At 33.8% G+C, this 23,797-nt stretch carries 21 protein-coding genes; 1 reads left to right on the top strand and 20 read right to left on the bottom strand.

Going from position 1 to position 23,797, the window contains the following annotated elements; genetic code table 11:
* Positions 1-4 precede the first annotated feature (4 nt).
* The 5 genes from P6N22_RS03060 to gltB form a co-directional block, all read right to left on the bottom strand.
* Positions 5-463, bottom strand: coding sequence for a 23S rRNA (pseudouridine(1915)-N(3))-methyltransferase RlmH (locus P6N22_RS03060; RefSeq protein WP_280330056.1), 459 nt, complete (start codon positions 461-463; stop codon positions 5-7).
* Entirely contained in the window at positions 460-1,023 is a 564-nt protein-coding gene (locus P6N22_RS03065; RefSeq protein WP_280330057.1) for a thiamine phosphate synthase, read from the bottom strand. Before P6N22_RS03065 ends, P6N22_RS03060 begins: the two co-directional genes overlap by 4 nt.
* Before the next feature lies 1 nt (position 1,024).
* Positions 1,025-1,870 (bottom strand): acetyl-CoA carboxylase, carboxyltransferase subunit beta, encoded by an 846-nt coding sequence (gene accD / locus P6N22_RS03070; RefSeq protein ID WP_280330059.1) that lies wholly within the window; start codon positions 1,868-1,870, stop codon positions 1,025-1,027.
* Positions 1,871-1,981: 111 nt separating this feature from the next.
* Entirely contained in the window at positions 1,982-3,367 is a 1,386-nt protein-coding gene (locus P6N22_RS03075; protein ID WP_280330061.1) for a glutamate synthase subunit beta, read from the bottom strand.
* 2 nt (positions 3,368-3,369) lie between these two features.
* Entirely contained in the window at positions 3,370-7,809 is a 4,440-nt protein-coding gene (gene gltB / locus P6N22_RS03080; RefSeq protein ID WP_280330063.1) for a glutamate synthase large subunit, read from the bottom strand.
* Between the two features lie 182 nt (positions 7,810-7,991).
* Between gltB and recO the strand changes: the two genes are divergently transcribed.
* On the top strand, positions 7,992-8,609 hold the full coding sequence (gene recO, locus P6N22_RS03085; RefSeq protein WP_280330065.1) for a recombination protein RecO: 618 nt from the start codon (positions 7,992-7,994) through the stop codon (positions 8,607-8,609).
* On the opposite strand, the gene P6N22_RS03090 is transcribed toward recO, so the two are convergent.
* The 15 genes from P6N22_RS03090 to P6N22_RS03160 form a co-directional block, all read right to left on the bottom strand.
* A complete protein-coding gene (locus tag P6N22_RS03090; protein ID WP_280330067.1) occupies positions 8,606-9,826 on the bottom strand; it encodes an ArsS family sensor histidine kinase in 1,221 nt (406 codons plus the stop codon). The genes recO and P6N22_RS03090 overlap by 4 nt on opposite strands.
* 3 nt (positions 9,827-9,829) lie before the next feature.
* Positions 9,830-10,498 carry a response regulator transcription factor gene (locus P6N22_RS03095; RefSeq protein WP_280330069.1) on the bottom strand — a complete coding sequence of 223 codons (669 nt, stop codon included), beginning with the start codon at positions 10,496-10,498 and terminating at the stop codon, positions 9,830-9,832.
* Positions 10,498-10,878, bottom strand: a complete 381-nt coding sequence (locus tag P6N22_RS03100) for a Spy/CpxP family protein refolding chaperone (protein ID WP_280330071.1) — start codon at positions 10,876-10,878, stop codon at positions 10,498-10,500. The genes P6N22_RS03095 and P6N22_RS03100 overlap by 1 nt, the downstream gene beginning before the upstream one ends.
* Before the next feature lie 3 nt (positions 10,879-10,881).
* Positions 10,882-12,039: a cytochrome b/b6 domain-containing protein gene (locus P6N22_RS03105; protein WP_280330073.1), complete on the bottom strand. Its 1,158-nt coding sequence runs from the start codon at positions 12,037-12,039 to the stop codon at positions 10,882-10,884.
* Positions 11,990-12,502 carry a diheme cytochrome c gene (locus P6N22_RS03110; RefSeq protein WP_280330074.1) on the bottom strand — a complete coding sequence of 171 codons (513 nt, stop codon included), beginning with the start codon at positions 12,500-12,502 and terminating at the stop codon, positions 11,990-11,992. The genes P6N22_RS03105 and P6N22_RS03110 overlap by 50 nt, the downstream gene beginning before the upstream one ends.
* Before the next feature lie 11 nt (positions 12,503-12,513).
* On the bottom strand, positions 12,514-12,933 hold the full coding sequence (locus P6N22_RS03115; protein WP_280330076.1) for a DUF1924 domain-containing protein: 420 nt from the start codon (positions 12,931-12,933) through the stop codon (positions 12,514-12,516).
* A gap of 138 nt (positions 12,934-13,071) precedes the next feature.
* Positions 13,072-13,623 carry a methyltransferase domain-containing protein gene (locus P6N22_RS03120; protein WP_280330078.1) on the bottom strand — a complete coding sequence of 184 codons (552 nt, stop codon included), beginning with the start codon at positions 13,621-13,623 and terminating at the stop codon, positions 13,072-13,074.
* The gene (locus P6N22_RS03125; RefSeq protein ID WP_280330080.1) at positions 13,616-15,886 is read right to left on the bottom strand and encodes an EAL domain-containing protein; all 2,271 of its coding nucleotides are present in this window, start codon (positions 15,884-15,886) and stop codon (positions 13,616-13,618) included. The genes P6N22_RS03120 and P6N22_RS03125 overlap by 8 nt, the downstream gene beginning before the upstream one ends.
* Before the next feature lie 15 nt (positions 15,887-15,901).
* Positions 15,902-17,044 (bottom strand): carboxynorspermidine decarboxylase, encoded by a 1,143-nt coding sequence (gene nspC / locus P6N22_RS03130; protein ID WP_280330082.1) that lies wholly within the window; start codon positions 17,042-17,044, stop codon positions 15,902-15,904.
* Between the two features lie 15 nt (positions 17,045-17,059).
* Positions 17,060-17,887: an HDOD domain-containing protein gene (locus P6N22_RS03135; protein ID WP_280330083.1), complete on the bottom strand. Its 828-nt coding sequence runs from the start codon at positions 17,885-17,887 to the stop codon at positions 17,060-17,062.
* Positions 17,888-17,890: 3 nt separating this feature from the next.
* The gene (locus P6N22_RS03140) at positions 17,891-19,075 is read right to left on the bottom strand and encodes a saccharopine dehydrogenase family protein (protein ID WP_280330085.1); all 1,185 of its coding nucleotides are present in this window, start codon (positions 19,073-19,075) and stop codon (positions 17,891-17,893) included.
* A gap of 53 nt (positions 19,076-19,128) precedes the next feature.
* Positions 19,129-19,500, bottom strand: coding sequence for a diacylglycerol kinase (locus P6N22_RS03145; protein ID WP_280330086.1), 372 nt, complete (start codon positions 19,498-19,500; stop codon positions 19,129-19,131).
* Positions 19,487-21,331, bottom strand: a complete 1,845-nt coding sequence (locus P6N22_RS03150) for an MFS transporter (protein WP_280330087.1) — start codon at positions 21,329-21,331, stop codon at positions 19,487-19,489. Before P6N22_RS03150 ends, P6N22_RS03145 begins: the two co-directional genes overlap by 14 nt.
* Positions 21,331-22,053, bottom strand: coding sequence for a DUF695 domain-containing protein (locus P6N22_RS03155; RefSeq protein WP_280330088.1), 723 nt, complete (start codon positions 22,051-22,053; stop codon positions 21,331-21,333). The genes P6N22_RS03150 and P6N22_RS03155 overlap by 1 nt, the downstream gene beginning before the upstream one ends.
* Positions 22,053-23,786 carry a nucleoside-diphosphate sugar epimerase/dehydratase gene (locus tag P6N22_RS03160; RefSeq protein WP_280330089.1) on the bottom strand — a complete coding sequence of 578 codons (1,734 nt, stop codon included), beginning with the start codon at positions 23,784-23,786 and terminating at the stop codon, positions 22,053-22,055. Before P6N22_RS03160 ends, P6N22_RS03155 begins: the two co-directional genes overlap by 1 nt.
* Positions 23,787-23,797 lie beyond the last annotated feature (11 nt).

A 23,797-nucleotide genomic window follows, 5' to 3' on the forward strand; every position in this document is an offset into this window, starting at 1 on the left:
CCTTTTACTTATGATATGGATGATTATTTAGAATCGAAAATCCTCTATAAATCTGCTCAAGCAAAACTGCCTTTGCTATCTTATGACTCATAGTGATTTTACCGAGACTAATAACGGCATCACTTTTTTTCAAAAACTCATCTTCGAAGCCATAGGCTCCTCCAATGAAAAATTTAATCGACATTTTATCATTTAAAAGCTTACTAAAATCAAAACTGTCGATTAATTTTCCATCAGGATGTAAAGTTATACTAAAACTTTTACCCGTATAAGGCTCTAAAACCTTCGTATATGCCTTTTGTGCGGCATCTGGTGAGATAGTGTGTGCTTTTGTTACATCTTTAGTAAAAATTTCAGTATCACTCACATTTGCAAAGCGAGAAATCATCTTTGTTAGGTCTTTATATAAAGGATCATAGATTGATTTTTCTTTTTTTGCTATTGATACTATCTCTATATTCATGATATTAAACCGCTTCCGATCACATGATAAGTCACATTTTCAAAGCGATCTGATTGTTTTACTCCGCCAATTGCGGCTACATAATGTTTTGAATGTTGTGCTATACGATCTAAGTCATCACCTAATACGGCACAAATATCTTTCTTTGTAGCCGTATCTCTGTATGCACCTAAACCGATATAGTTCAGATCCATTTCATTAGCCTCTAAAACCTCTTCTTTGTTATGTGTAGAGATCCCTAAGATCTTATCGTTTCCAATAACGTTGCGAAGAATTTTGACCGCTTTTTTCGGATCTGCATCTATAGCATCAAGATCTTCCTGTCCTACATGTACACCATCGCAAAATTCTATAAGTTCATAGGCGTCGTTTACAATTAAAAAACCTTCATAAAGCTTTCTAATTTTAATAAGCTGTTGTTTTATGACTGAAACATCTGCAGTTTTATTTCTATACTGAATAATCTCAGCATTATTAGCCTTTGCAATATCAATATACTCTTCGATAGAGATGCCTCTACCATCAAGCATCTCCTGATCACAAAGTGCATATAAACGCATTTTAATCTTTTTTTAGAAGTGTTAAAAGGTCTGAAAGTGTCTTTTTAAGCTCGTTTCTATTTACGATCATATCGATTGAACCTTTTTCAAGTAAGAACTCAGCTCTTTGGAAACCATCCGGGAGTTCTGAACCAATAGTTTGCTCAATTACCCTTTGACCTGCAAAACCGATGAGTGCACCCGGTTCAGCAATAATAATATCACCTAATGTTGCAAACGAAGCAGAAACACCACCCATTGTAGGATCTGTTAAAACAGAGATATAAGGAAGATTATGCTGACCAAGTTTTGCTAATGCCGCAGAAGTTTTAGACATTTGTAAAAGTGAGAATGTACTCTCTTGCATTCTCGCTCCACCTGAAGCAGAGAAGATAATAAGACCATGTTTGTTTGCAATTGCACGATTTACAGCACGTACAATTTTTTCACCCTCTACAGATCCAAGAGAACCACCCATAAATGAGAAGTCAAAAATCACAAGTTCTACACCAACACCGTTCATCATACAGCTACCGCTTACAACTGAAGATTTTCTACCAGTTTTAGCAAAACCCTCTTCAACACGTTTTGTGTATGGTTTCGAGTCAACAAATTTAAGTGGATCAACAGGCTCTAATGAAGCATCGTGTTCTATAAAGCTTCCCTCATCAGCCAATAGTGCTATACGCTCTTTCACACCGATACGGATGTGAAATCCACATTTAGGACATACATAGTTTTGATTTTCAACCTCTTTGTAGTACATTAAAGAGTGACAAGATTTACATTTAATCCATTGAGCAGACGCTTCAACTTTTTCAGGTTCTTTTGTTTGTGATGATCTTGTAAAAAGGTTTAGTAAATTCAAAAAAATATCCTTCAATTATATTAGTGGAGAATTATAGCAAATTTATATTGAAAAATTGAAATTTTTAAAAGGATAGTTTAAAATATTATATCTCCGAAGATGGAGATATAATTAGTTAAGAAGTGAATCTACGATACTACGAGCAGCTTCGCGACCGTCATATGCAGCAGTTACAACAAGATCTGCTCCACGGAAACAGTCTCCTCCGGCATATACGCCCGAAGTAGTTGTTTCATGAGTTTCATCGTTAATAATGATTCCACCCCACGAATTTGTTTCAATCCCGTTTTCAGCCAAGAATGAAGGAACTACAGGATCAAATCCTAAAGACATAATGATAACGTCAGCATTTACACGGTACTCGCTGCCTTTTACCTCTTCCATTCTTTGACGGCCAGACTCATCTTTTGCACCAAGAGATGTCTTTACAACTTCTACCGCAACAGCTTGACCGTTTTCATTTACGATAATCTCTTTCGGTGATACTTGGAAAGTAAAGTCAACACCCTCTTCCATAGCATTTTTATACTCTTTTTTAGAACCTGGCATATTGTGTTCATCTCTACGGTAAAGACACGTTACAGATCTTGCACCTTCACGTTTAGCAGTACGTAAACAGTCCATAGCAGTGTCACCACCACCGATTACCACAACATTTAGGTCTTTAAAGTCAAATCTTTTATCATAATCTGTTTTAAAGTTTTTCTTTTGAATATTTGTTAAATACTCCATAGCAGCATATACATTTGGTGCTTTCTCACCTGAAATACCCGCATTTTTCCCTTTTGTCGCACCGATACCGATAAACATTGCATCATGTTTATTAGCAATATCTTCAAAAGTAATATCTTTACCAACTTCACAGTTTAGAACAAGTTCAAGACCAGCTTCTTGAAGTAATTTTACACGACGATCAACAATTTTTTTGTCAAGTTTAAAGTTAGGGATACCATATGTTAAAAGCCCACCTGCACGATCTGCTCTTTCATACATAGTCACTGCAATACCTGAACGAAGCAGATATGTTGCAGCTGAAAGTCCTGCAGGGCCACTTCCGATTACTGCTACTTTTTTATCTGTCGTAATTCCAGGAAAATCTGGTTTTAGTCCAGCTTTAAAGCCCTCTTCATTAATGTACGTTTCAACAGAACCGATAGTAATAGCACCGTGTCCGTCATTTAACGTACAATCACCTTCACACAGTCTGTCATGAGGACAAACTCTTCCCATAACTTCTGGGAATGGAGATGGTTCATTAGAGAGTTTAAATGCAAATTCAAGATCTTTTTCACTTACAGCTTTTAACCATTGTGGAATGTAGTTGTGAAGTGGACACTTATTTAAACAATAAGGATCCCCACATTGAATACATCTGTCACTTTGTGAAGATGCATCGTTTGTAGTGAAAACTTCATAAATCTCTTTAAAATCTTTTGTTCTCTCAACTACTAATCTTTTTGTAGGATCGATTCTTTCTACTGTTAAAAATTCTCTCATAATTAATCTCCATTCTCTAAGTTAAGAGGTAATTTTGTTAAGTTTTTAGGTTTTACTAACCAGAAGTTTCTTACTTCTGTTCTAAAATTATCTAGAATTGCTTTCCCTTTTTCACTACCTGTCTCAACAATATAATCTTTTAGTAAACGTTTTAGGTAATGTCTCGCTTCGTCACCCTCGTCAGTATCAATTCTTACTGCTTCAACTAACTCATGGTTTACGTTTTCAATAAATTGATGCTCTTCATCGTAAACAAATGCAACACCACCCGTCATACCGGCACCAAAGTTGATTCCAGTTTTACCAAGGATAGTTACAACACCACCAGTCATATATTCACAAGCATTGTCTCCAGTACCTTCAACAATTGCAAGTGCTCCAGAGTTTCTAACTGCAAAACGCTCACCTACACTTCCTGAAATATAAAGCTTACCACCTGTAGCACCGTAAAGACAAGTATTACCACCTGCACTGAACGCCTCACCCTCATTTTTAGAAGTGATGATGATTTTACCGCCGTGCATACCTTTACCGATATAATCGTTTGCTACACCTTGTAAGTAGATAGAGATACCATTATTTAGGAATGCTCCAAGTGCTTGACCCGCTACACCTGTTAGGTTTAACTTGATAGTATCAGGTTTAAGTCCTTCATCTCCGTAATATTCTGCAATTTCACCAGAGATTAAAGTACCGAAACTTCTGTTTAGGTTTGTAATCTCAGAATCAATTTTTACTGGATGTTCAGGATATTTAATCGCTTCTCTAGCTTGTTTTAAGATCTCTTTTTCAAAACCGTTGTCGTCAAACGGAGGATTAAACGGTTGTTGACAAGTATTTACACCATCTTCTTGGTGTAACACAGCAGAGAAATCGAATTTTTGTGCAAAATCATCCTCTTTTACTTTAAGTAGATCTACACGTCCGATCATCTCTTCCATTGTTTTAAAGCCTAGTTCAGCCATGATTGCACGTACATCTTCAGCAAGTAAAGTGAAGTAATTAATTACTTGCTCAACTTTACCTTTAAAGAACTCTTGACGAAGTTTTTCGTTTTGAGTTGCGATACCTACTGAACATTTATTTACGTGACAGATTCTTAGCATTTTACAACCAATGATCGCAAGAACACCAGTACCGAATGCATATGATTCAGCACCAAGTAATGCAGCTTTTACAACATCTAAACCAGTTTTTAAACCACCATCAGTTTGTAATGACACTAAACCACGTAAATTATTTGCTTTTAGTGCATTATGTGCTTCTGAAAGACCAAGCTCCCATGGGTTACCTGCAAACTTAATAGATGTAAGTGGAGCAGCACCAGTACCACCGTCTCCACCAGAGATGATGATTTTATCTGCATACGCTTTAGCAACACCCGCTGCAATAGTACCAACACCGATAGTTGAAACAAGTTTCACCGCAATTCTAGCTTTTGGATTTGCTTGTTTTAAATCAAAAATAAGTTGTGCCAAATCTTCGATCGAATAGATATCGTGGTGCGGCGGTGGCGAAATCAGTGTAACACCAGGAACTGTATGACGAAGTTTTGCAATCAGACCAGTAACTTTGTGACCTGGTAATTGTCCACCCTCACCCGGTTTTGCACCTTGAGCAACTTTAATTTGAATCTCTTCTGCACTTCTTAAGTACTCAGGAGTAACACCGAAACGTCCAGATGCAACTTGTTTGATCTTAGAAACTCTGTTTGTTCCATATCTAGCTTTGTCTTCTCCACCCTCACCCGAGTTCGATTGACCGCCGATTGTATTCATAGCAATCGCTAATGTTTCATGTGCTTCTGGAGAGATAGAACCTAAACTCATTGCAGCAGAAACGAAACGTTTGAAAATTTCTTCTTTTGGCTCAACTTCAGAGATATCGATTGCAGGTTTATCTGATTTAATATCGAAGAAATCACGAATAAACTTCAGCCCACGTTTGTTTACGATAGCTTTTAGTTTTTCAAAATCTTCAGTTTTTCCGCTATTAACAGCTGCATGAATAGCATGAATAACAGACGGACCGAAATCATGATGTTCTTGTTCAGTATAGAATTTATAGAAACCACCGATGTTTAACGGGAAGATCTTTTTAAACCCATCTTGTTTGAATGCTGATTTATGGAATTTTTCAATTCTTGCATCAATATCTTCATATGTTAAACCAGGAACAGCAACATTAGAAGTCTCAAAACACTCTTGTACGATCTCACGAGAAAGACCCATTACATCAAATAGACCTGAGTTTCTGTACGATGCAATCGTAGCAATACCCATTTTTGACATAATTTTTAATAGTCCGCCGTTTAGTGCAGAATGCACTGCTTTTAATGCATCTGCTTGATCGATATTGCTGTTTTTATTACGCGTTAATTGGTCTATAACTGTAGTAAAGAGTAAATTAGGGTAAACTGCACTTGCACCGTAACCTAATAATACCGCCGCACAGTGAGAGTCTGTCACCTCACCAGTTACCGCTACGATTGAAACCAAGTGACGAATTTTTGCTTTTAAAAGTGCAAAATTTACACGTCCAACAGCCATAGCCATAGGAATCACTTTGTTTTGCTCATTAAAATCTGCATCGTCTAAAATAACAATTCTAGCACCATCATTTTTTACAGAATCGATAATAGTATTAACTAAAGTATCTAAAGCCTCTTTTAATCCGCCTTGATACGCTGTCGAGAATGTTTTGTTTTTGTAAAAACTTTGGTAACTTGGAGATTTCTCGTCACCGAATGATTTTAATACATTTAACTTTTCTGCCGTAATAATCGGTGAAATAGATTTTAATCTGTGTGCATGAGAAGGAATCTCATTTAGGATATTATGGATTTCACCAAATCCTGTATTTAAACTCATTACAACTTTTTCACGAATTGGATCGATTGGCGGGTTTGTAACCTGTGCAAATTTTTGTTTAAAAAAGTCCGTAAAGTTTCTTTGTTTATCAGAAAATGCTGCAAGCGGAGTATCATCACCCATTGAACCTACAGCTTCTTTACCTTCAACCATCATAGGCTCAATCACTTGCTCTACAACTTCTTGAGTGATGTTAAAGAATTTTTGTCTTCTGATAAGCTCATCACCTGTAATTGACTGTACCTCTGCATATTGTTCTTCAACATGCTCTTGAAGATAGATCATATGCTCGTTTAACCACTTCATATAAGGGTTTGATGATTTTAGATAGTTGTCAATATCATCGCTTTTTAGAAGTTTTCCAGATTGAAGATCAAGACCGATCATTTGACCAGATTGAAGACGTCCACGCTCTTTGATCTCTTCCTCTGCAATATCAATTACACCATACTCTGAAGCAATTAGAAGGTTATCATCTTTTGTTACGATATATTTTGAAGGACGTAAACCGTTTCTATCAAGTGCACATCCAATATATCTACCGTCAGTTACAGAGAATGCTGCAGGACCATCCCATGCTTCAAATACTGTAGAGTGATACTCATAGAATGCACGAAGTTCAGGATCCATATGTGGAGCGTTTTGCCAAGCTGAAGGGATAACCGCACGTACAGCTTTAAAGAAATCCATACCGTTTACAAGTAAGAATTCCAGGAAGTTATCTGCACTAGCAGAGTCCGATGCACCTTTTTGTAAAATCGGTAAAAGTCTTTGGATCTCTTCATCACTAAATACTTCCGATGTAATAGACTCAGATTTGATCTCAACATTAACACGGTTACCTTCTACAGAGTTAATCTCACCATTGTGAGCTACTGCACGGAATGGTTGTGCCAAACGCCATTCTGGAAGTGTATTTGTAGAGAATCTTTGGTGAAAAAGTGAAAATGAAATTTTGAATGCTTCATCCGTTAAATCTTTATAAAACTCTTTAATATGCGTAGGCATAACAAGACCTTTATATGATAAAACTTTTGAACTCATAGATGCTATATAGAAGTTTCTGTCATCAATTAATTTATGTTCAACTTCTTTACGAGAAAGGTATAAAAGTGCATCAAATCTATTTGTAGCCATAATAGAATTCGGTACAATAAATAGTTGTACAATGTGTGGTAAAGATTCTAGTGCTTGTTCACCAAGTGCTTTTGTGTCAACCGGAACTTCACGACGAAGTACTACTTTTAAATCATTGTTAGCACAAGTTTCTTCAATAGCATCTAAATGTTCTAAATTTTTTGTAAATACTGCTGCTACTGCAAACTGTTTTGGTAACTCTACACCATTATTTTCTGCTTCTTTTCTAATAAACTCTTCAGGCATAGATAGTAAAAGTCCACTACCATCCCCAGTTTTTCCATCAGCAGCAACTGCACCACGGTGCATCATACGTTCTAGTGCTGTGATTGCATCATTTAATACTTTGCGAGACGGCTTGTTTTTAATATTTGCTACAAGACCAAATCCACAGTTATCTTTAAATGATCGTAATAAATCGTGATGTTCTACCATTTTCACTCCAAATTTTATAATTTTTATACAAAAAAGTATAAATTTAATCTTTTTTTAAGATAAATTATCTTATTTAGAAGATTCAAGATTTCTAATATTATATTGTAATATTGATTAAAAAATTATTATAAAAGGAATATTTTTTGTATAATTTTAAAAATTGTATCGTTAGGAAGCATTAAGTGCAGGGTTTTATTATCAACCTCAATCGTGTTAAAGAGGAAGATTTAATAGTTACTATCATATCAAAAACAAGCTTAGATACCCTTTATAGGTTCTATGGTTCACGTCATGGTACTATCAATATAGGGTTTAAAATAGATTACGAAAAAGAAGAATCCGCCAAATCAACTATATCACGACTCAAAGATGTTATTCATATCGGATATAAATGGATTAACAATCCAAATAAACTAAGATTGTGGCAGCAGTTTATTATTCTTTTTAACCAGCATCTAAAAGAAGCAGAAGAGTTAAGTCCATTTTATTTCGATCTTTTGGAAGAAGCTTCAAAACAGTGGGATAAACAGAACCCTAAACGTATAGCAATCGAACTCTATATGAAACTTTTGGAATATGAGGGAAGATTACACCACGATCAAATCTGTTTTTTATGTGCGAACAAGATTGATGACAACCCTTCTATTATAAGGGCTTTTTTACCTACACATTTTCATTGTAATAAAACAATGACTATAAATAATAAAGGACTTCAAGAGCTCTACAAAAACAAGAGTTCCCTTTTTTTAAATGATAAAGAGGTTGAAAGACTTTGGAACGTACTTTTAGAAGGGCTTTAAACTCCTGTCTCTATTGCAAAAAAGTTAAATCCTTTCTCATAATAATAGAGTAATTGAAATTTATGCTTATCCAAAATTCTCTTTACAAGACTTAGTCCAAGTCCATAACCCTTCTGGTTTCTCGAATTGTCACCCTGAGTGAAATCCTCACAGTAAAACTCTAAAGGCTTATCTAACTGCTTTCCTTTGCTCTTGACAACTATTGACTTCTCTTTTACTATAATGTGCACAGGTTTCTCTGTGCCATATTTCAGAGCATTGTCGATTAGATTTTTGAGTGCAATTGAAAGATAGTTTAAATCGGCATTAACACTGAAATTGGACTCTATATCAACATCGATTTTGGATTCATCTTCTACAAACAGTTTTGAAAGGGCAAGCCCTACCAAAGTTTCCATATCGAATGATTTGAAAATGAGTCTTTGCTGGTTAGAGTTTAACTTTTCAATATCTAAAAGTTCACTTGTCATCTGGTCTATTTCATCAAGTGCCTTTTTGAGTATCTTTTTGTATTTGCTCTCTTCTACCATTTCAACTGCAAGTTTTGACTTAGATATAGGAGTTTTTAGTTCATGCCCTATATCACGAAGAAGTCTTTGTCTTGATGTTATAAGGTTTTCTATATTCATAGCCATTGCATTAAACGTATCTGAAAGTTCTCCAATCTCATCAGAACCAACTTTCTTGCTTCTCATAGAGTAATCACCCTCACCAAATTTTTTAATGCTTCCAGAGAGTTCTTTTAAAGGATATATCATTTTTAGTATCACAAATGAAAGTATGATTAAAATCAAAATATCGACTAGAATCATATAGTTTAAGAACTCTTTATCTTTAAATATTTTCCCTTGTGATTGGTCCATTACCAAAAGATCGTCATCAAGATATGTCATATATAAGAGATATCTATTATCCTCATGTTGAAGTATTTCAATACTGGATAGTTCTGTTTTATACTGATATAAAATGCTAGAAGTTTTTAAATAATGCTCTTTGTCTAACACCTCTTTAAAGTCAAGCTCTTTGAGTTTATTCTTTAAGTTGTTCATGTCATTATTAGAAAGGTATGTAAAGAGTTCGTCAGAGACTTGTATATACTTATCTTTTAAAAGTGTTTCGATCGTATTTTGAGTTAATTTATTTGTTTCGTTTGAAACAAAGATCATTAAAGAGAAGCTAATAAAAAAAAGGATAATTACTTTCGTTATTATAGACATCTTTTACCCTATAAACTTATATCCGATTCCCCATACGGACTTAATATATTTCGGGTCTTTTGGATCATCGCCTATCTTCTGTCTGATATTGCTTATATGCATATCGATTGTTCTATCTTTTGAGTTATACTCTATCCCGCTTACCGCATTGGAAATTGTTTCTCGTGAGAGTACTTTATCACTGTTGACTAAGAAAAGATGCAATATATCATACTCAATTTTTGTCAAGTCAAGTAACAGTCCTTCAACTTTTATTTCCATCTTGGCTTCATCTATTTCAAAATCACCTATTTGTTTGTTTTTTTGATTGGTTCTTCTAAGTATGGAGTTTATACGAAGTACTAATTCACGCGGTTCATACGGTTTTGCCAGATAATCATCCGCACCGAAATCAAAACCAAGTATCTTATCACTCATCTCACCTCGTGCAGAAGATATAATGATGGGGATATCTGAGTTCTCTCTAATCTTTTTACATACGTCAAAACCATCTATCTGTGGTAACATGAGGTCAAGAACTATTAGGGCATACTTTTGCTTGTTCTGCTGAAAATGTAAAAGTGCATCTTTAGGGTTTTCAAATGCATCTACTTTAAAATCATAGTTTTCAAGATAATCACTTATAAGTGTTTGCATATCCAAGTCATCTTCGATCAACAAAATCTCTTGCATTATTCAACTTCCCAGTCATCAAAATAGTGTACAAATTTTTTTCTTTGCTGTGGCGTTAAAACAAAATGCATCTTTTGCAAGAACCTATTTTCTATCCCATGCGCCTCTCTATCCAACTGCTGATTTAAACTGTTGATTTTTTCCAAATCGAAACTCTTCTGTAAAAAGATATCTTTTCTTTTATCTTCTATATCCTCTTCCAGTTCTTTGTACTCTTTTAGCTCTTTTCTATATATTTTTAATATTTTTTTTACTCTGTGCTGCTGCTCTTTTGTCAAATCAAGATGGGAAAGCTCTTTATATATATGATGTTTGGAATGTAGCTCATGGTCATCTGCATATATTTTAGCTATCAATAAAAATATGACTAAAAATCTCATGACCTATCCTTTTGCTATATCAGGTATTTTAATATCTTTATCATTTAATAAACCTTGTTCGATGTTGTTGTGGCATGCTTTACAGTTTGATTTCGCTTTTACTTCGGCACTTGCAAAAATCTCTTGATCTATCTCTTGATGTCGTCTTTTCCAATAGGACGTTTTGGTAATTGCTATCGTATCTTTCTCTTTCATGCTTTTTAAAATTTTAAAAGCGGCTTCTTTTGTAGAGTCCTCAGCTGCATTGTTGACTAAATAATCTTTTATAAAAACTGTATCTGTTGCTTCTAAAGAAGCATCATCTCCAAAATGATTCTCCAGATTATCCATAAGTTTTACCCATGAAGCTTTTGGAAGTAAATAAGGTGGATAAAGAGTATGACAACTTCTACACTCATTTTCAAAGAGCGGATGCTCTTTTTGATAATCGACTGCCTTATTGGCATCCGCTATAAGTATATTTGTCGGATGACTCAGCATATATATGAGAAAAAAGATGCTTCCTCCTATCCAGAATACTCCAAAAAGCTTTTGAAAAAGAGTCAGTTTTAGACTTTGTGCCTCTACCTCTTTATATCCGTTTATCATCGATTCCAGTGTTTTTGGCCCGTGAAGAACTCTTTCAAGCAACACTCCTGCAATATGAGCAAAGATAACTATCATAAACGCAGTTGTGAAAAACTCATGTATCTCTTCAAAAAACTCCATCTTTTTAAAAATAGTAGTGTTTAAAAATGAGAATATCCCCATCCCTTCTTGCGTACCATAAACAAATACACCACTTAAAACCGAAAGAATACCTAGGGTAATCATAGCCACTATAGCCCAGCTAGATGCAGGGTTATGGCCAATATATTCCTTTTTAGATCCGAATATATTAAACATATACTCTTTTAAATCATATAGATTAAAATTAAAGTCTTGAAACTTTGAATATTTTACATCCAAAAATCCCCATATAATTCTAAAAAGAAATAACACTCCAACCGTATAACCTATAATCACATGATATGAGAGTAAGTTGTCAAACTCTGCGAACAAAAATAAAAATGCTACTGTAACAACTAAAAAGATATGAAAGAGCCTTGTAAAAAAACTCCATACATAACTTTTAGTCATCTTCCCATCTTCCGTAATTAGGTATTTTGATAGCTCTTTCACTGTATACTCCTTTATCAGCACTCGTATGGCACGCCATACAGTTAGATAATGAACCAACCTCTTTTTGAATTATCAATCTTTGAGGAATCTTTCTGTGCTTTCTTTTAAAATATTTTGTCTCTGTCACGGCAATAGGTGTTTCATTTTCTTTAATACTTGCATTGATCTTTCTGCTTCTTTTATATTGTGTAAACTTTTCAGCAGAATTATCAATTAAATACTTCAGTATCCTTTTATTATCTGCTGCTTCTAGTGATGCATCGGTACCAAAATGATTATTCAAGCCACCCATAAGTTTCTGCCATGATTTAGCTGGAAGTAATCCTGGCTGATAAGCAAAATGACAGCTTGCACATTCCACTTTATAAAACTCGTTATTTACAGGTGCTACACCAACTTTTGCATAACTGCCTGCAAACAGACTTCCCGCTATAAGAAGTGAACCTATTAAGACTTTTTTCATACTCTATCCTTCTATTTTTTATTGATAATGTAGACGATTACGTCACCTTTTTCTAATGCCGTACCCTCTCTTTTATAGACATCATTAAAGTTTCTTCGCAACCATTTCTTTACTTCTCTTACTTTTGTAAATCTTTGTGGATTTGCATATGGAGATAAGGGCTCAATAATTTTATTTGTATGTTCATTAAGACCATTTTTTGAAAGGTCTGCAGTATGACATGATACACATGAGATCAGCTTGCCTTTCTTACCGGTATGTTCAGTGGTAAATATCTTTTCACCGCGTTTATAGTCAAACCCTTTAAAGTTTGGATCCTGCTGTTTAGCTTGAACTTTGAGACTATCGATATACTCTTGCATCTGAGGATTCAGCTCTAAGGCTTGAAGTGATGCAGCCGCAATCAATGAAATGAGTAATAGCTTTTTCATATTTCATATCCTTGTTTGAGATATGAAAAGTATAAGAGAAGTTTGTCAAGAGGGTTTTGACAAGGGGTTTACAATTTCTTTACAATTTATGCAGAAAAATTAAAAGGAGAAGATACGCTTAGAAAAGCGTATAGAAGATTATGCCTTTCTGGCTACAAGTGAAGCAACTCTTGTATTTTCGCCACGTAAATTAATATCATCCTTCTCTTCGTAATAAATAATATCCAATCCTATAAACGCATGTAGAAGCTCATTTTTTCTGAGCAAAAATTCAGGGTTGGAAGGATTTGAAAAATCTCCGTGCGCTATGATAAATGTCTCATAAATCAAAATACCGCCGCTTTTTAATGCATCTTTGATTTGAGGGTGAAGACGTCTACTTAAAAAGTTGATGTTTGTAATTAAATCATAACTTTCAATGTCAATATTATAAGTGTCCAGGTCTGTTTCGATCTTATTAATCTTTGCATCCTCTTTTACCTGTGAGAGAGCATAATCACTAATATCTACAGCATCTACTTCGAAGCCTTTTTCATGCATATAGTGTGTATTTCGCCCTATTCCGCATGCTATATCAAGTGCTTTACCGACATTTGCTTCATTAATGTATTTTTCTAAAATAGGTTCTACATTATGACGCATCGGTTTTTCGATATGGCGTTTATTCCATCTTGCTTTATCTTCAATCATTAAATTCCTTTATAAACTCTACTAAGTCATTTTTTCGTAAAGGTTTTGAAAAATAATATCCCTGAAAAATATCACACCCGTACTCTTTTAAAATATCAACCTGTTCTTTTGTTTCCGTACCTTCACATACTATTTTAAAGGAAAAGTTTTTACCAATAGAAAAAATCGATTTAATAAGAGCATTTTTATTCCCTTTTTCTACATCATCAACAAACTGTTTATCTATTTTTAGTTCCGATATTGGTAATTTTTTTAGAATTGACAATGATGAATATCCAGTACCGAAATCATCAAGTGAAATATCAATACCGTTTTCTCTGACTTTATTCAGTAAAGGAATAACATAGTTAAATTCTTCAATTGCCAAGCTCTCAGTTATTTCCAATGTTATATATGTCTTATCTAATCCTATTTCAGAAATCAGCTCCAATAACTGTTCTAAAAATCCTTTTTCCATAAACTGGATTACCGATATATTTAAAGAAAGATGAAATTTTAAACCTGTAAGCTCCCATATCTCTTTAATATCATTTAATGATTGGCGTAAGATCCATTCACCAATTTTTAAAATCATTCCATTATCTTCGGCAATACCGATAAATTTATCAGGCGGGATAAAACCAAGCTTTTTATTTTCCCATCTTATTAATGCCTCGACACCGTATATATCCATATAACGTGATATCTGCGGTTGATATACCATGTAAAACTCTTCATTGTCTAGAGCATGGCGCAGTTGATGTTCAATGTCTGAATGTTCAATAGATTTTCTATACATTTCTTGATCAAAGTATTTATATGAGTTTCTAACTTTTTTCGCTTCATGCATAGCGATATCTGCCATACTTAAAAGTTCATCTAAATTAATAGAATCTTGCGGATATCTTGAAACACCTATACTTACACCGAGTCTAAATTCCAAATCATCTACAATACATGGTGTAGAGATAAGCTCAATAAGTTTATTGAGATTGACCGGTGAAAAGCTTAATATAATAAACTCATCCCCACCGTGACGGATTATAATATCATCCTTGTGAAAAAATTCACTTAACCTCGTTGAAATTCCTATGAGAACCTTATCGCCTATATGATGTCCAAAACGGTCATTGATATTTTTAAAATTGTCGATATCGAAAAATATAACTTCAAAATCTTTTTGTTTCAAAGATTCGATCAAGGTAGGATCATTGCCAAGGTAATCTCTGTTATAGTAGCCTGTCAAACTATCATGATTGGCTTTATACACCAATTCTGCTTCTTTTTCTTTCTCTTTTCTATCGATAGTTTTAAACAAGAAATAGAACATCAATACAATAAAAAGATAAAGAATAAAAATATAGAAAAAGCTGTCAAGAACTTGATTGTATAAAAATGATTGTTTTTGTGAAACAACTACCCATATTTTGTACTTTTGATTATACGAAACCGCTAGAAAAATAATTTTTCTCTGATCTTGTACTTTTGTGGAAGTGTAGTATATATTTCCATCTCTAATTGCATCAAGGCTTAAAATTTTAAATTCTTCTTGGAGATTATCCATAAAACTTTGATAAGTTTTTTTATCTAAAGGAGTATTATAAATTTGATTGTAGTTTGTCTCCGAAGCTTGGCTGAAGTATAGTTGATAAAGTTTTTTATGTTGGTCAAGATCATGTAATAAACTGATAGTTCTATCGTCATACAGTTCTATACCGCTGAAAATATTATGTTCCTTACTATTAACAAGTCCTGCTGCCATAACAGCTACTACATTGCCTTCTTTGTCACGAATAGCTTTTCGAACTGGGATGATCCATCTATTTAACGGAGAAAAGAAGTATGTACGTCCAACTACCATTTGTCTGCTTTTAAGTGCCTCTTCAAATGTTGTTTTAACTTCTTCGTTGATTAAAATGTTATGAACTTTGGTAGTATCAATATTTGCACTGGTAACTAACAAATTCCCTTTTACATCTGTTAAACCAAAACCTATTACATACTTCGAATTCACTAAAGCTTTTTGAAGTAAACGTTTTGCTTTTTCTTTATTTGTGTATAAATCAGAATCTAACAACTCTTGAGCCAAAGTATCGAGCAGAACCTCATTTTGACTCAGCGTTGTATCTAAAGTATTGTAGAGAATTTTATTGTATGAAGATGTAAGTGTCTTATTATTTTCAAAAATAGAGCTATAGCTTAAATATGCAATGTATATAAATACAATGCTAATAAAAGAAAATAATATATAAAAAAGATGCCAAATATTTTTTATTTTATTCATACTATACAGTCATTATTATGACAAACGTCCCTTGTAATCTTCATAACCAAACTCTTTAATAATATCTATTTTACCATCTTTTCTCTGAATTGCTAAGCTAGGTAATTTGATCCCGTTAAAAGTTGTATTTTTTACAAACGTATAATGGATTTGATCTTCAAAAATAATTTGATCTCCAACTTGCAGAGGTTTATCAAAAGAGTAATCTCCCATAATATCTCCTGCTAAACAAGTATTTCCGCCAAGTCTGTAAGTATGAGCTTTTTCACCTGCTTCACCGCTTCCTCTAACATCTGCACGATACGGCATTGCTAAAGTGTCAGGCATATGTGCTTCAGCAGATGTATCTAAAATTGCAAGATCCATACCGTTATGAAATGTATCTAATACGCTAGAAACTAAATAACCTGTTTGCCAACCTACTGCTTCACCCGGTTCTAAATAAACATCTATACCATCATATTTTTTCTTAAATTCTTTGATTAAGCAAATAAGTTTTTCGACATCATAGTCTTTTCTAGTAATATGATGCCCGCCACCAAAATTGACATACTTTAGATTTTTAAGATATTTGCCAAACTTTTCATCAAAAGAATTTAGAACTTCTTCTAGTGCATCGGCATCTTGTTCACAAAGTGCATGAAAATTAAGCCCATCAATGTGTTCCAATACACTTTCATCAAAATTCTTAAGTGTTGTACCCAGTCTTGAGTACAAACCACAAGGGTTATAAATATCTACAGGCGAAGATGAAACTTCTGGATTAAGCCTTAGAGAAACTTCTATTTTTGGATTAATCTCTTTGACTTTTAAAATAAATCTTTTAATTTGGTTTGGAGAATTAAAAACAATGTGATCAGAAATTTTTGCGATCTCTTCAATATCTTCATTTTTAAAAGCAGGTGAATATGTATGTACTTCTGCATTGGCATTATGCTTACAGAACTCTTCACGCGCAAGCTTCGCTTCATGCAAACCACTTGCCGTACAACCACCTAAATATTTTGCAACGATGTCAAAAGTTGACCACATAGCAAAACCTTTAAGTGCCAAAATTATTTTTGCACCACTCTCTTTTTGAACATAATCTAAAAGCTCTAAATTTTTTTCTAACAATGCTTCTTCACAAATATAAGCTGGTGTAGGAATATTAATCAACTTGAAACCTTATTATTAATTCTTTATTTTTTGTTTTAATCTGCTTGTTACATGTATAAAATCATCTGGATCAAAACCTATATCTTCAATTAGTTCACAAGCATGTGCTATAGAGTCTTGTGTTAATACATTTTTTACATTAATTGCTGTTCTTACAATATCCAATGATTTTATATAATGTTCCATTTGAGGGGATGTATCTTGAGGGATAAAGTCTAAATCTTTTAAAATATCTGCATAAATTGGTTCTAAATTCCAATAATCAAACAGTGTTCCCGTTACAAAGTAAGAACTTGTACCGAAAAACTCATTTTCAAACTCTATTAGATCTTCTGTTTTTCGCATACCATCTTGAAACTCTTTAATTTTACCTGCTTTTACAATTTCGCGAGAAACTACTAGTTTTCCCGTTTCCATAATTAATGCAAGCGGTGTTAAAAACTGTGCATGACGAAGGTCAATCTTAGAGTACCATTGATTCATCAAAGCACTTTGTAGATGAGATATTTCATTAAACTGTGAACTTGTAATACCATAAGGGCGAAGGTTTGCAACTAATGAACTTTCAATACAAAACTTAATCACTAAACCATAAATAATTTGTGTTCCAAAAAGAGTAACGGCTTGTGATACAGAGGCAATTTTTCTTGAAAAACCATAGTAAGGAGCATTAATCATCTTTAAGATATTAACCGTTAAAGAAGCATCCGATTCTATTGCTCTTACAAGATTTATTATATTAACGTTTTCAGCACCATTAGCATAAAGTTTATCAACTACCTGCGCAGTATCAGATAAAGGAGGTAATTCTTCTATCCCTTCTATAATGGTGTTGAAATCCATCGACTACGCCTCTAGCTCTTTAACTTGCCAAGGTAGTCCTTGTGTATTCATCTCTTCCATAAATGGATCCGGATCCATTTGCTCCATGTTAAAGACACCAGTACCAGACCAGATTCCTTTTAGCATGAGTTTAGCACCAATCATTGCAGGAACTCCTGTCGTATAAGAAACACCTTGAGAGAGAACCTCTTTATAGCATTCTTCGTGATCTTTTACCTGGTAAATATAGATTTTTTTCTTTTTACCGTCTTTAATCCCTTCAGCTACAATACCGATGTTGGTTTTCCCTTTTGTTCTAGGACCAAGGCTTGCAGGATCCGGAAGTAGAGTTTTCAAAAACTCTATTGGAATAATTTTTTGCCCTTGATGCTCAATCGGTTCAATTCCAAGCATTCCAACGTTTTGCAATACTTCCATGTGTTTGAGATAACTTTGACCAAATGTCATAAAGAATCTAATTCTTTTAAGACCTTTGATGTGTTTTACAAGTGACTCCATCTCTTCATGATAAAGAAGATATGAATCTTTTGGACCAACTTCAGGATAATCCCAAACCTGCATAATCTCCATAGGCTCAGTTTCAATCCACTCGCCATTTTCCCAATAACGTCCCTTTGCACTTACTTCACGAAGATTGATTTCAGGATTGAAATTTGTAGCAAACGGATATCCGTGATCACCTGCATTACAATCTAAAATATCAATGTAATGGATCTCGTCAAAATAGTGTTTTTGAGCATATGCACAAAATACGTTTGTAGCTCCTGGATCAAAACCAGAGCCAAGAAGTCCCATGATTCCTGCTTCTTTAAACTTCTCGTCTCTTGCCCACTGTAATTTGTACTCAAATTTTGCTTCATCCGGATGTTCATAGTTTGCAGTATCTAAATATGGTGTATTTGTTGCAATACATGCATCCATAATAGTTAAATCTTGATATGGCAATGCAACATTGATTACAATACTTGCACCCACTCTCTTAATAAATTCTATAAGTTCTTGTGTATTATCAGCATCTATACTTGCTGTCTCAATTTGTACATTTTTGATCTCTGCAGCGATCTCGTCACATTTTGACTTGGTACGGCTTGCAAGGATGATTTTTCCAAACACATCAGCATTCATAGCACATTTATGTGCTACAACTCTTCCTACACCACCGGCACCGATAATCAAAGTAGTATTCATTAAAGTTCTCTCCTAAATTTTATACTTATATTTTAGCACACAAAATATTAAGTTTAGACCATTTTAAATGCAATCAGTAAGACAAAAATCCAGATCATTGCAGTTACAATCAAACTAAGTAGTACAAGTGTAGCTCCGGCATCTTTAGCTTTCTTTGCCATAATATGATAATCAACCGTGACAAGGTCTACTACACGTTCAATTGCAGAGTTTGCGACTTCAGATGCCACGGGGATAAATAAAGCAGTAAAAAGTATTGCAGAATAAGAAAAATCTATCGGTAAAACCCATGCAATTATCCCCATTGTAAAAAGCATCAGCAACTGCCATTTAAATGATGTTTCCGTTTTAACTATATCTATAAATCCTTCTACAGCATAACGTCCATTTCTAAAAAGATTATGTTTCGGTTTATTTAGCTCCATATTTTTCCTTCATGTTTTTTACTATAGTTTCTACTTTGTTCGCTTCTGTATTAGGTTCTATCGGGTTACCAAATACAAGAGTTATTTGACGTCTTGAAAATAAATTTTCATGTTGGTTTGGCTCTTTATTTCGAGCAAATACACTTCCAAACATACCATCAATAAAAAACGGTACTATTACACCATTATAATCTGTATCGATTAATTCAAATCCCTTTTGAAAACTTGCTATTTCACTATTATTTGTAATTGAACCTTCCGGAAACAGAGCTACAATTCTACCCTCTTTTAGTCTTTTAGAAGCCTCTTTGAACGTATCTTTAAATGCTTTTGGTGAAAGAGGAATAACCTTTCCTCTTTTTAAACCTGCTTTGAGGAATCTGTTAGAGTATATATCCTTATCCATTATAAAATTAATATGACGTTTTAAAGAGAGTTGTAATAGAGCCCAATCCAGCCAGCTTACATGATTTCCAAGCAATAATACAGCTTGTTCATTGGAAACATTTTCTAAACCTTGAACTTTAATTTTATATCGTAGTAAAAACAGTCCACTGATAATCGTCCAAAAGATTGGCACAAAATATTGTTTGAAAAGTATATATATCAGATATACCCCGACAAACCCCATACAATAAAATAATACTTCAGCATTCATACCAAAATATGCAAATATTGTAGTAATAATTAAAAATACAAACATAAATATGTTTTGTACGAAATTGTTAGCAGCAAGAACTACACCAAGGTGTACATTAGAAGTCAGATGTTGAATCTGAGCATTAAGCGGTACAAGTAAAAATGCTGCGAAGACTCCAAAGGCTGTAAACATTACGGCAATCAGTCCTATTGATTTTACAAATGGTACTGTAAAAACAATAAGTGTTAAAAATATAGCACCGATACCTGTTATTCCCAAATTGATATGCTCTTTGGAAAGTTTTGAAGCGATAATAGAACCAAGTACAATTCCGATTCCTGCTAGTGCCATAACACCTTGTATGACAATAGTATTTGTAATACCTATCTCGCTTTTTGCATATTCGCCGAAAATTGCTAAAACAACCTGAGAAATGGACCAGAAAAAACTAAGTGCCAAAATAGCATCCAAGATCTCTTTTTTACGTGTAACTGCTTTGAGGTTTTTAAAGAGATATGCACCTTTAATATATCTCCTAAACACAAAGCTTCTCTCACTTACTTGAACTTGTGTATTTGGTAATTTTAAAGCAAGTAAAAACTGGATAGTTGAACCAAGTATTAAAAACCATCCCAGAGGTGCAATTGCCTGAAGTATCTCACCTTGCGTTTTTAGATTATCTTGATAATATGATTCAAAAAGAATAGTATAAGTAATTATCCCGCCTAAAATAGCAACTGTAGTTGCAGCCTGTACAGCTGCATTTCCACTACTGATAAACTTTTCACCTACCAACTCTTTTATATAACCGTATTTTGCAGGAGAATAAACAGCACTTTGCAGTGCAAGTAAAAACGTTAAGGAAAAGGCTACTAAAAACCAGCCTTGATAATATGCAAAAGTGATCAGCATTGTTAAGATAATAGCTGCAAAAGCTGCATAACGCATGATATAACTTTTTGCAAACTTATCGGCTAAAAAGCCTGCGGGAGAAAATACTAAAATAAAAGGAAAGAGCACCAATGCATTTACAATAGCCGTCAGCATAATCTGGGTAGAACCATCATATACTTTAAAAACAGTGTTTTGGATAATTATTTTGTGCCCTAAGTCAGTAAATGCATTTAAAAATACTACCGCAACGTAATTAATCATTCCTGCGATAGCAAAAATTTTCTCTTTTTTAGCCATTACTCTTCTATATCAGCGGCAAGAGTCGTACTCCAGCCTTCATAATAACCATGATCTTTTTGTAAGCTCTCATATACTTCTTCAACAACCTTATCAATCGTTTCGGGTAAAAGATCGTGTGTTTTTACAAGTGCAATACCGTTTTGGAACTCTTCCGAATCAATTTCATCTTTATACTCAAACCCATCTAGCGATAAATTTTGGACAAAACGTTCTTTTTGTGTAGGAGTATCAAAATATACATAATGTTCTACAGGCCGAGAAACATGAAGGTCATCATCTTCATCTATAAGCATCTCTAAAACATGTCTGCTTTGAATATGATGTGATTCAAGCTCTGTTGGATAAAGATTATAATTATAAAAGTCCCATTTACTGTCACGAACAACATTTGCTTCATACGGATAATCTAATGATGTCAGAATTGAAGAAACTTTACTTCCCAGTGCCTTTGAATCTCTTGCATAAAAGTAAAGTTCTGTCCAACCGTCAACTACTCTACTTCCAACATATTTCGCAGCTTCATCAAGTTCAATACTTTGTATAATAGATGCTTTTGTATCTAAGAACTCTTCATATTTTTCTTGTACTTTATCTTCTAAATCAAATTTGATAAATACACTAAAAAGCCACGAAAACTTTTGTGAATATGCAAAAGCATTTAAATCAACTTCAGTTGCTATTTTTTGAGTATCTTCTTGTTTATAGTAATGTTCTGTCATTATTTTCCATTTTGATGATTAAATTCTGGGACAATCTCTTTTAATTTTGCCAATTTATTCTTTGTATTAACTAACTCATTAATATCAGAAGAAAGCTTTTCAATATTATACTCTGTTCTACCTGCAACTGTAATAGATTCATATTGTGTTTTTGTATCACTATCACTGATTAAAAGTTCCTCATAAAGTTTTTCGCCGGGACGCAGTCCACTAAATTCAATCTCTATATCATCTCGACCACTTAGTTCTATCATTTTCTTTGCAAGATCAACTATTTTAATCGGTTCACCCATATCAAGAATAAATATCTCCCCACCTTTACCTATACTTGCAGCTTGCAATACTAATTCACATGCTTCAGGTATAAGCATAAAATATCTTGTAATGTCTGGATGGGTCACTGTAATTGGACCGCCGTTTTCTATTTGTAATTTAAATTTTGGAATGACACTTCCACTACTTCCTAAAACATTCCCAAACCTTACCGCCACAATCTCTGTCATTGTATTGCTAGCAATATTTTGAGCATAAAGTTCACAAATTCTTTTTGTCGTCCCCATCACATTTGTAGGTCGTACTGCTTTATCGGTAGAGATCAAAACAAACTTTTCAACATTATGCTCGATCGCACAATCGATCGCATTTTTAGTTCCAAGGATATTATTAATAATTGCTTCTTCTATGTTGTCTTCTACCAAAGGTACATGTTTATAAGCTGCTGCATGGATCACAATCTCTGGCTTATATTTCTCAAATGTTGCATCCAAAAGATCTTTATTAACAACCGATTGCATAACAAGTTTTGGATTGTATTCAGCCAACTCTTCTGCTATTTGATAAAGATTAAACTCACTATGTTCGAGTAAAACCAATTCCTTAGCACCAAAAAAAGCACACTGTCTACTTATTTCGCTTCCGATACTTCCTCCTGCACCTGTAATCAGTACTTTTTTATTTACTATAAACTTTTCAATAGCTTTTTTATCTAAATCCTTAGGATCTCTTGCGAGAAGATCTTCAACGGAAATATCTTTTAACTGTGTAGACAATGCTTCACCGTTTAACATATCATTCAATGAAGGAAGAATTTTCACTGCATGAAAAGAGTTGTGAAAACGATTATAAACTTTTTGTATAACATCTTTTGAGACACTTGGCATAGCGATAATTAAGAGATCGTACTTTCGCCCTTCAGATTTTGTTTCTAACTCTTCCCCGGAAAGAATACGAATACCGTCTATACTTCTACCTTGTAAAACCTTATCATCATCACAGAAATAAGTAATTTTATATTCACTATTTCTGAATTCTTCCTCTATTTTTATTCCTGCTTTACCAGCACCGTAAATGACCATTGTTTTTGTTTTTGAAATACGGCTTTGATTAATGAAAAAATAATACATATACATTAAAAAACTAATTGAAGCCAGATATGTCATTGCTTCACTCAACATAAATGACATACGTACTTCACCATGAAAAATAGGTATATAAATTACAAGTGGCACTATAACTACAACAGTTTTAAGTAAAAAAGTTTTTTGGGTAGCTTTAGACCAAGAAAGAGAGTAGTCTTTATAGATTGTAAAGGAAGCAAATAATCTAAAAAAGATTACTACGGCTATAATTTGCCAGTTTACTGTTTGATGGAATATAAAAAAAGTCCAAAGAAATGTAATTGTTGTAAGAAATATAATGACTAATATATTAAGTATTCGTTTATCTAAAATCATTTGCTTATTCT

The sequence above is a fragment of the Sulfurimonas sp. C5 genome (assembly GCF_029872055.1).
Lineage (GTDB): Bacteria > Campylobacterota > Campylobacteria > Campylobacterales > Sulfurimonadaceae > Sulfurimonas.

Excerpts from the sequence above, each read along its gene's own strand:
- P6N22_RS03115 (WP_280330076.1), bottom strand. The coding sequence starts at position 12,933 with ATGAAAAAGCTATTACTCATTTCATTGATTGCGGCTGCATCACTTCAA.
- gltB (WP_280330063.1), bottom strand. The coding sequence starts at position 7,809 with ATGGTAGAACATCACGATTTATTACGATCATTTAAAGATAACTGTGGA.
- P6N22_RS03155 (WP_280330088.1), bottom strand. The coding sequence starts at position 22,053 with ATGACAGAACATTACTATAAACAAGAAGATACTCAAAAAATAGCAACT.
- P6N22_RS03060 (WP_280330056.1), bottom strand. The coding sequence starts at position 463 with ATGAATATAGAGATAGTATCAATAGCAAAAAAAGAAAAATCAATCTAT.
- P6N22_RS03135 (WP_280330083.1), bottom strand. The coding sequence starts at position 17,887 with ATGGATTTCAACACCATTATAGAAGGGATAGAAGAATTACCTCCTTTA.
- P6N22_RS03090 (WP_280330067.1), bottom strand. The coding sequence starts at position 9,826 with ATGTCTATAATAACGAAAGTAATTATCCTTTTTTTTATTAGCTTCTCT.
- P6N22_RS03160 (WP_280330089.1), bottom strand. The coding sequence starts at position 23,786 with ATGATTTTAGATAAACGAATACTTAATATATTAGTCATTATATTTCTT.
- P6N22_RS03120 (WP_280330078.1), bottom strand. The coding sequence starts at position 13,623 with ATGATTGAAGATAAAGCAAGATGGAATAAACGCCATATCGAAAAACCG.
- P6N22_RS03100 (WP_280330071.1), bottom strand. The coding sequence starts at position 10,878 with ATGAGATTTTTAGTCATATTTTTATTGATAGCTAAAATATATGCAGAT.
- P6N22_RS03075 (WP_280330061.1), bottom strand. The coding sequence starts at position 3,367 with ATGAGAGAATTTTTAACAGTAGAAAGAATCGATCCTACAAAAAGATTA.
- P6N22_RS03110 (WP_280330074.1), bottom strand. The coding sequence starts at position 12,502 with ATGAAAAAAGTCTTAATAGGTTCACTTCTTATAGCGGGAAGTCTGTTT.
- P6N22_RS03065 (WP_280330057.1), bottom strand. The coding sequence starts at position 1,023 with ATGCGTTTATATGCACTTTGTGATCAGGAGATGCTTGATGGTAGAGGC.
- P6N22_RS03145 (WP_280330086.1), bottom strand. The coding sequence starts at position 19,500 with ATGGAGCTAAATAAACCGAAACATAATCTTTTTAGAAATGGACGTTAT.
- P6N22_RS03095 (WP_280330069.1), bottom strand. The coding sequence starts at position 10,498 with ATGCAAGAGATTTTGTTGATCGAAGATGACTTGGATATGCAAACACTT.
- P6N22_RS03150 (WP_280330087.1), bottom strand. The coding sequence starts at position 21,331 with ATGGCTAAAAAAGAGAAAATTTTTGCTATCGCAGGAATGATTAATTAC.
- P6N22_RS03140 (WP_280330085.1), bottom strand. The coding sequence starts at position 19,075 with ATGAATACTACTTTGATTATCGGTGCCGGTGGTGTAGGAAGAGTTGTA.
- P6N22_RS03125 (WP_280330080.1), bottom strand. The coding sequence starts at position 15,886 with ATGAATAAAATAAAAAATATTTGGCATCTTTTTTATATATTATTTTCT.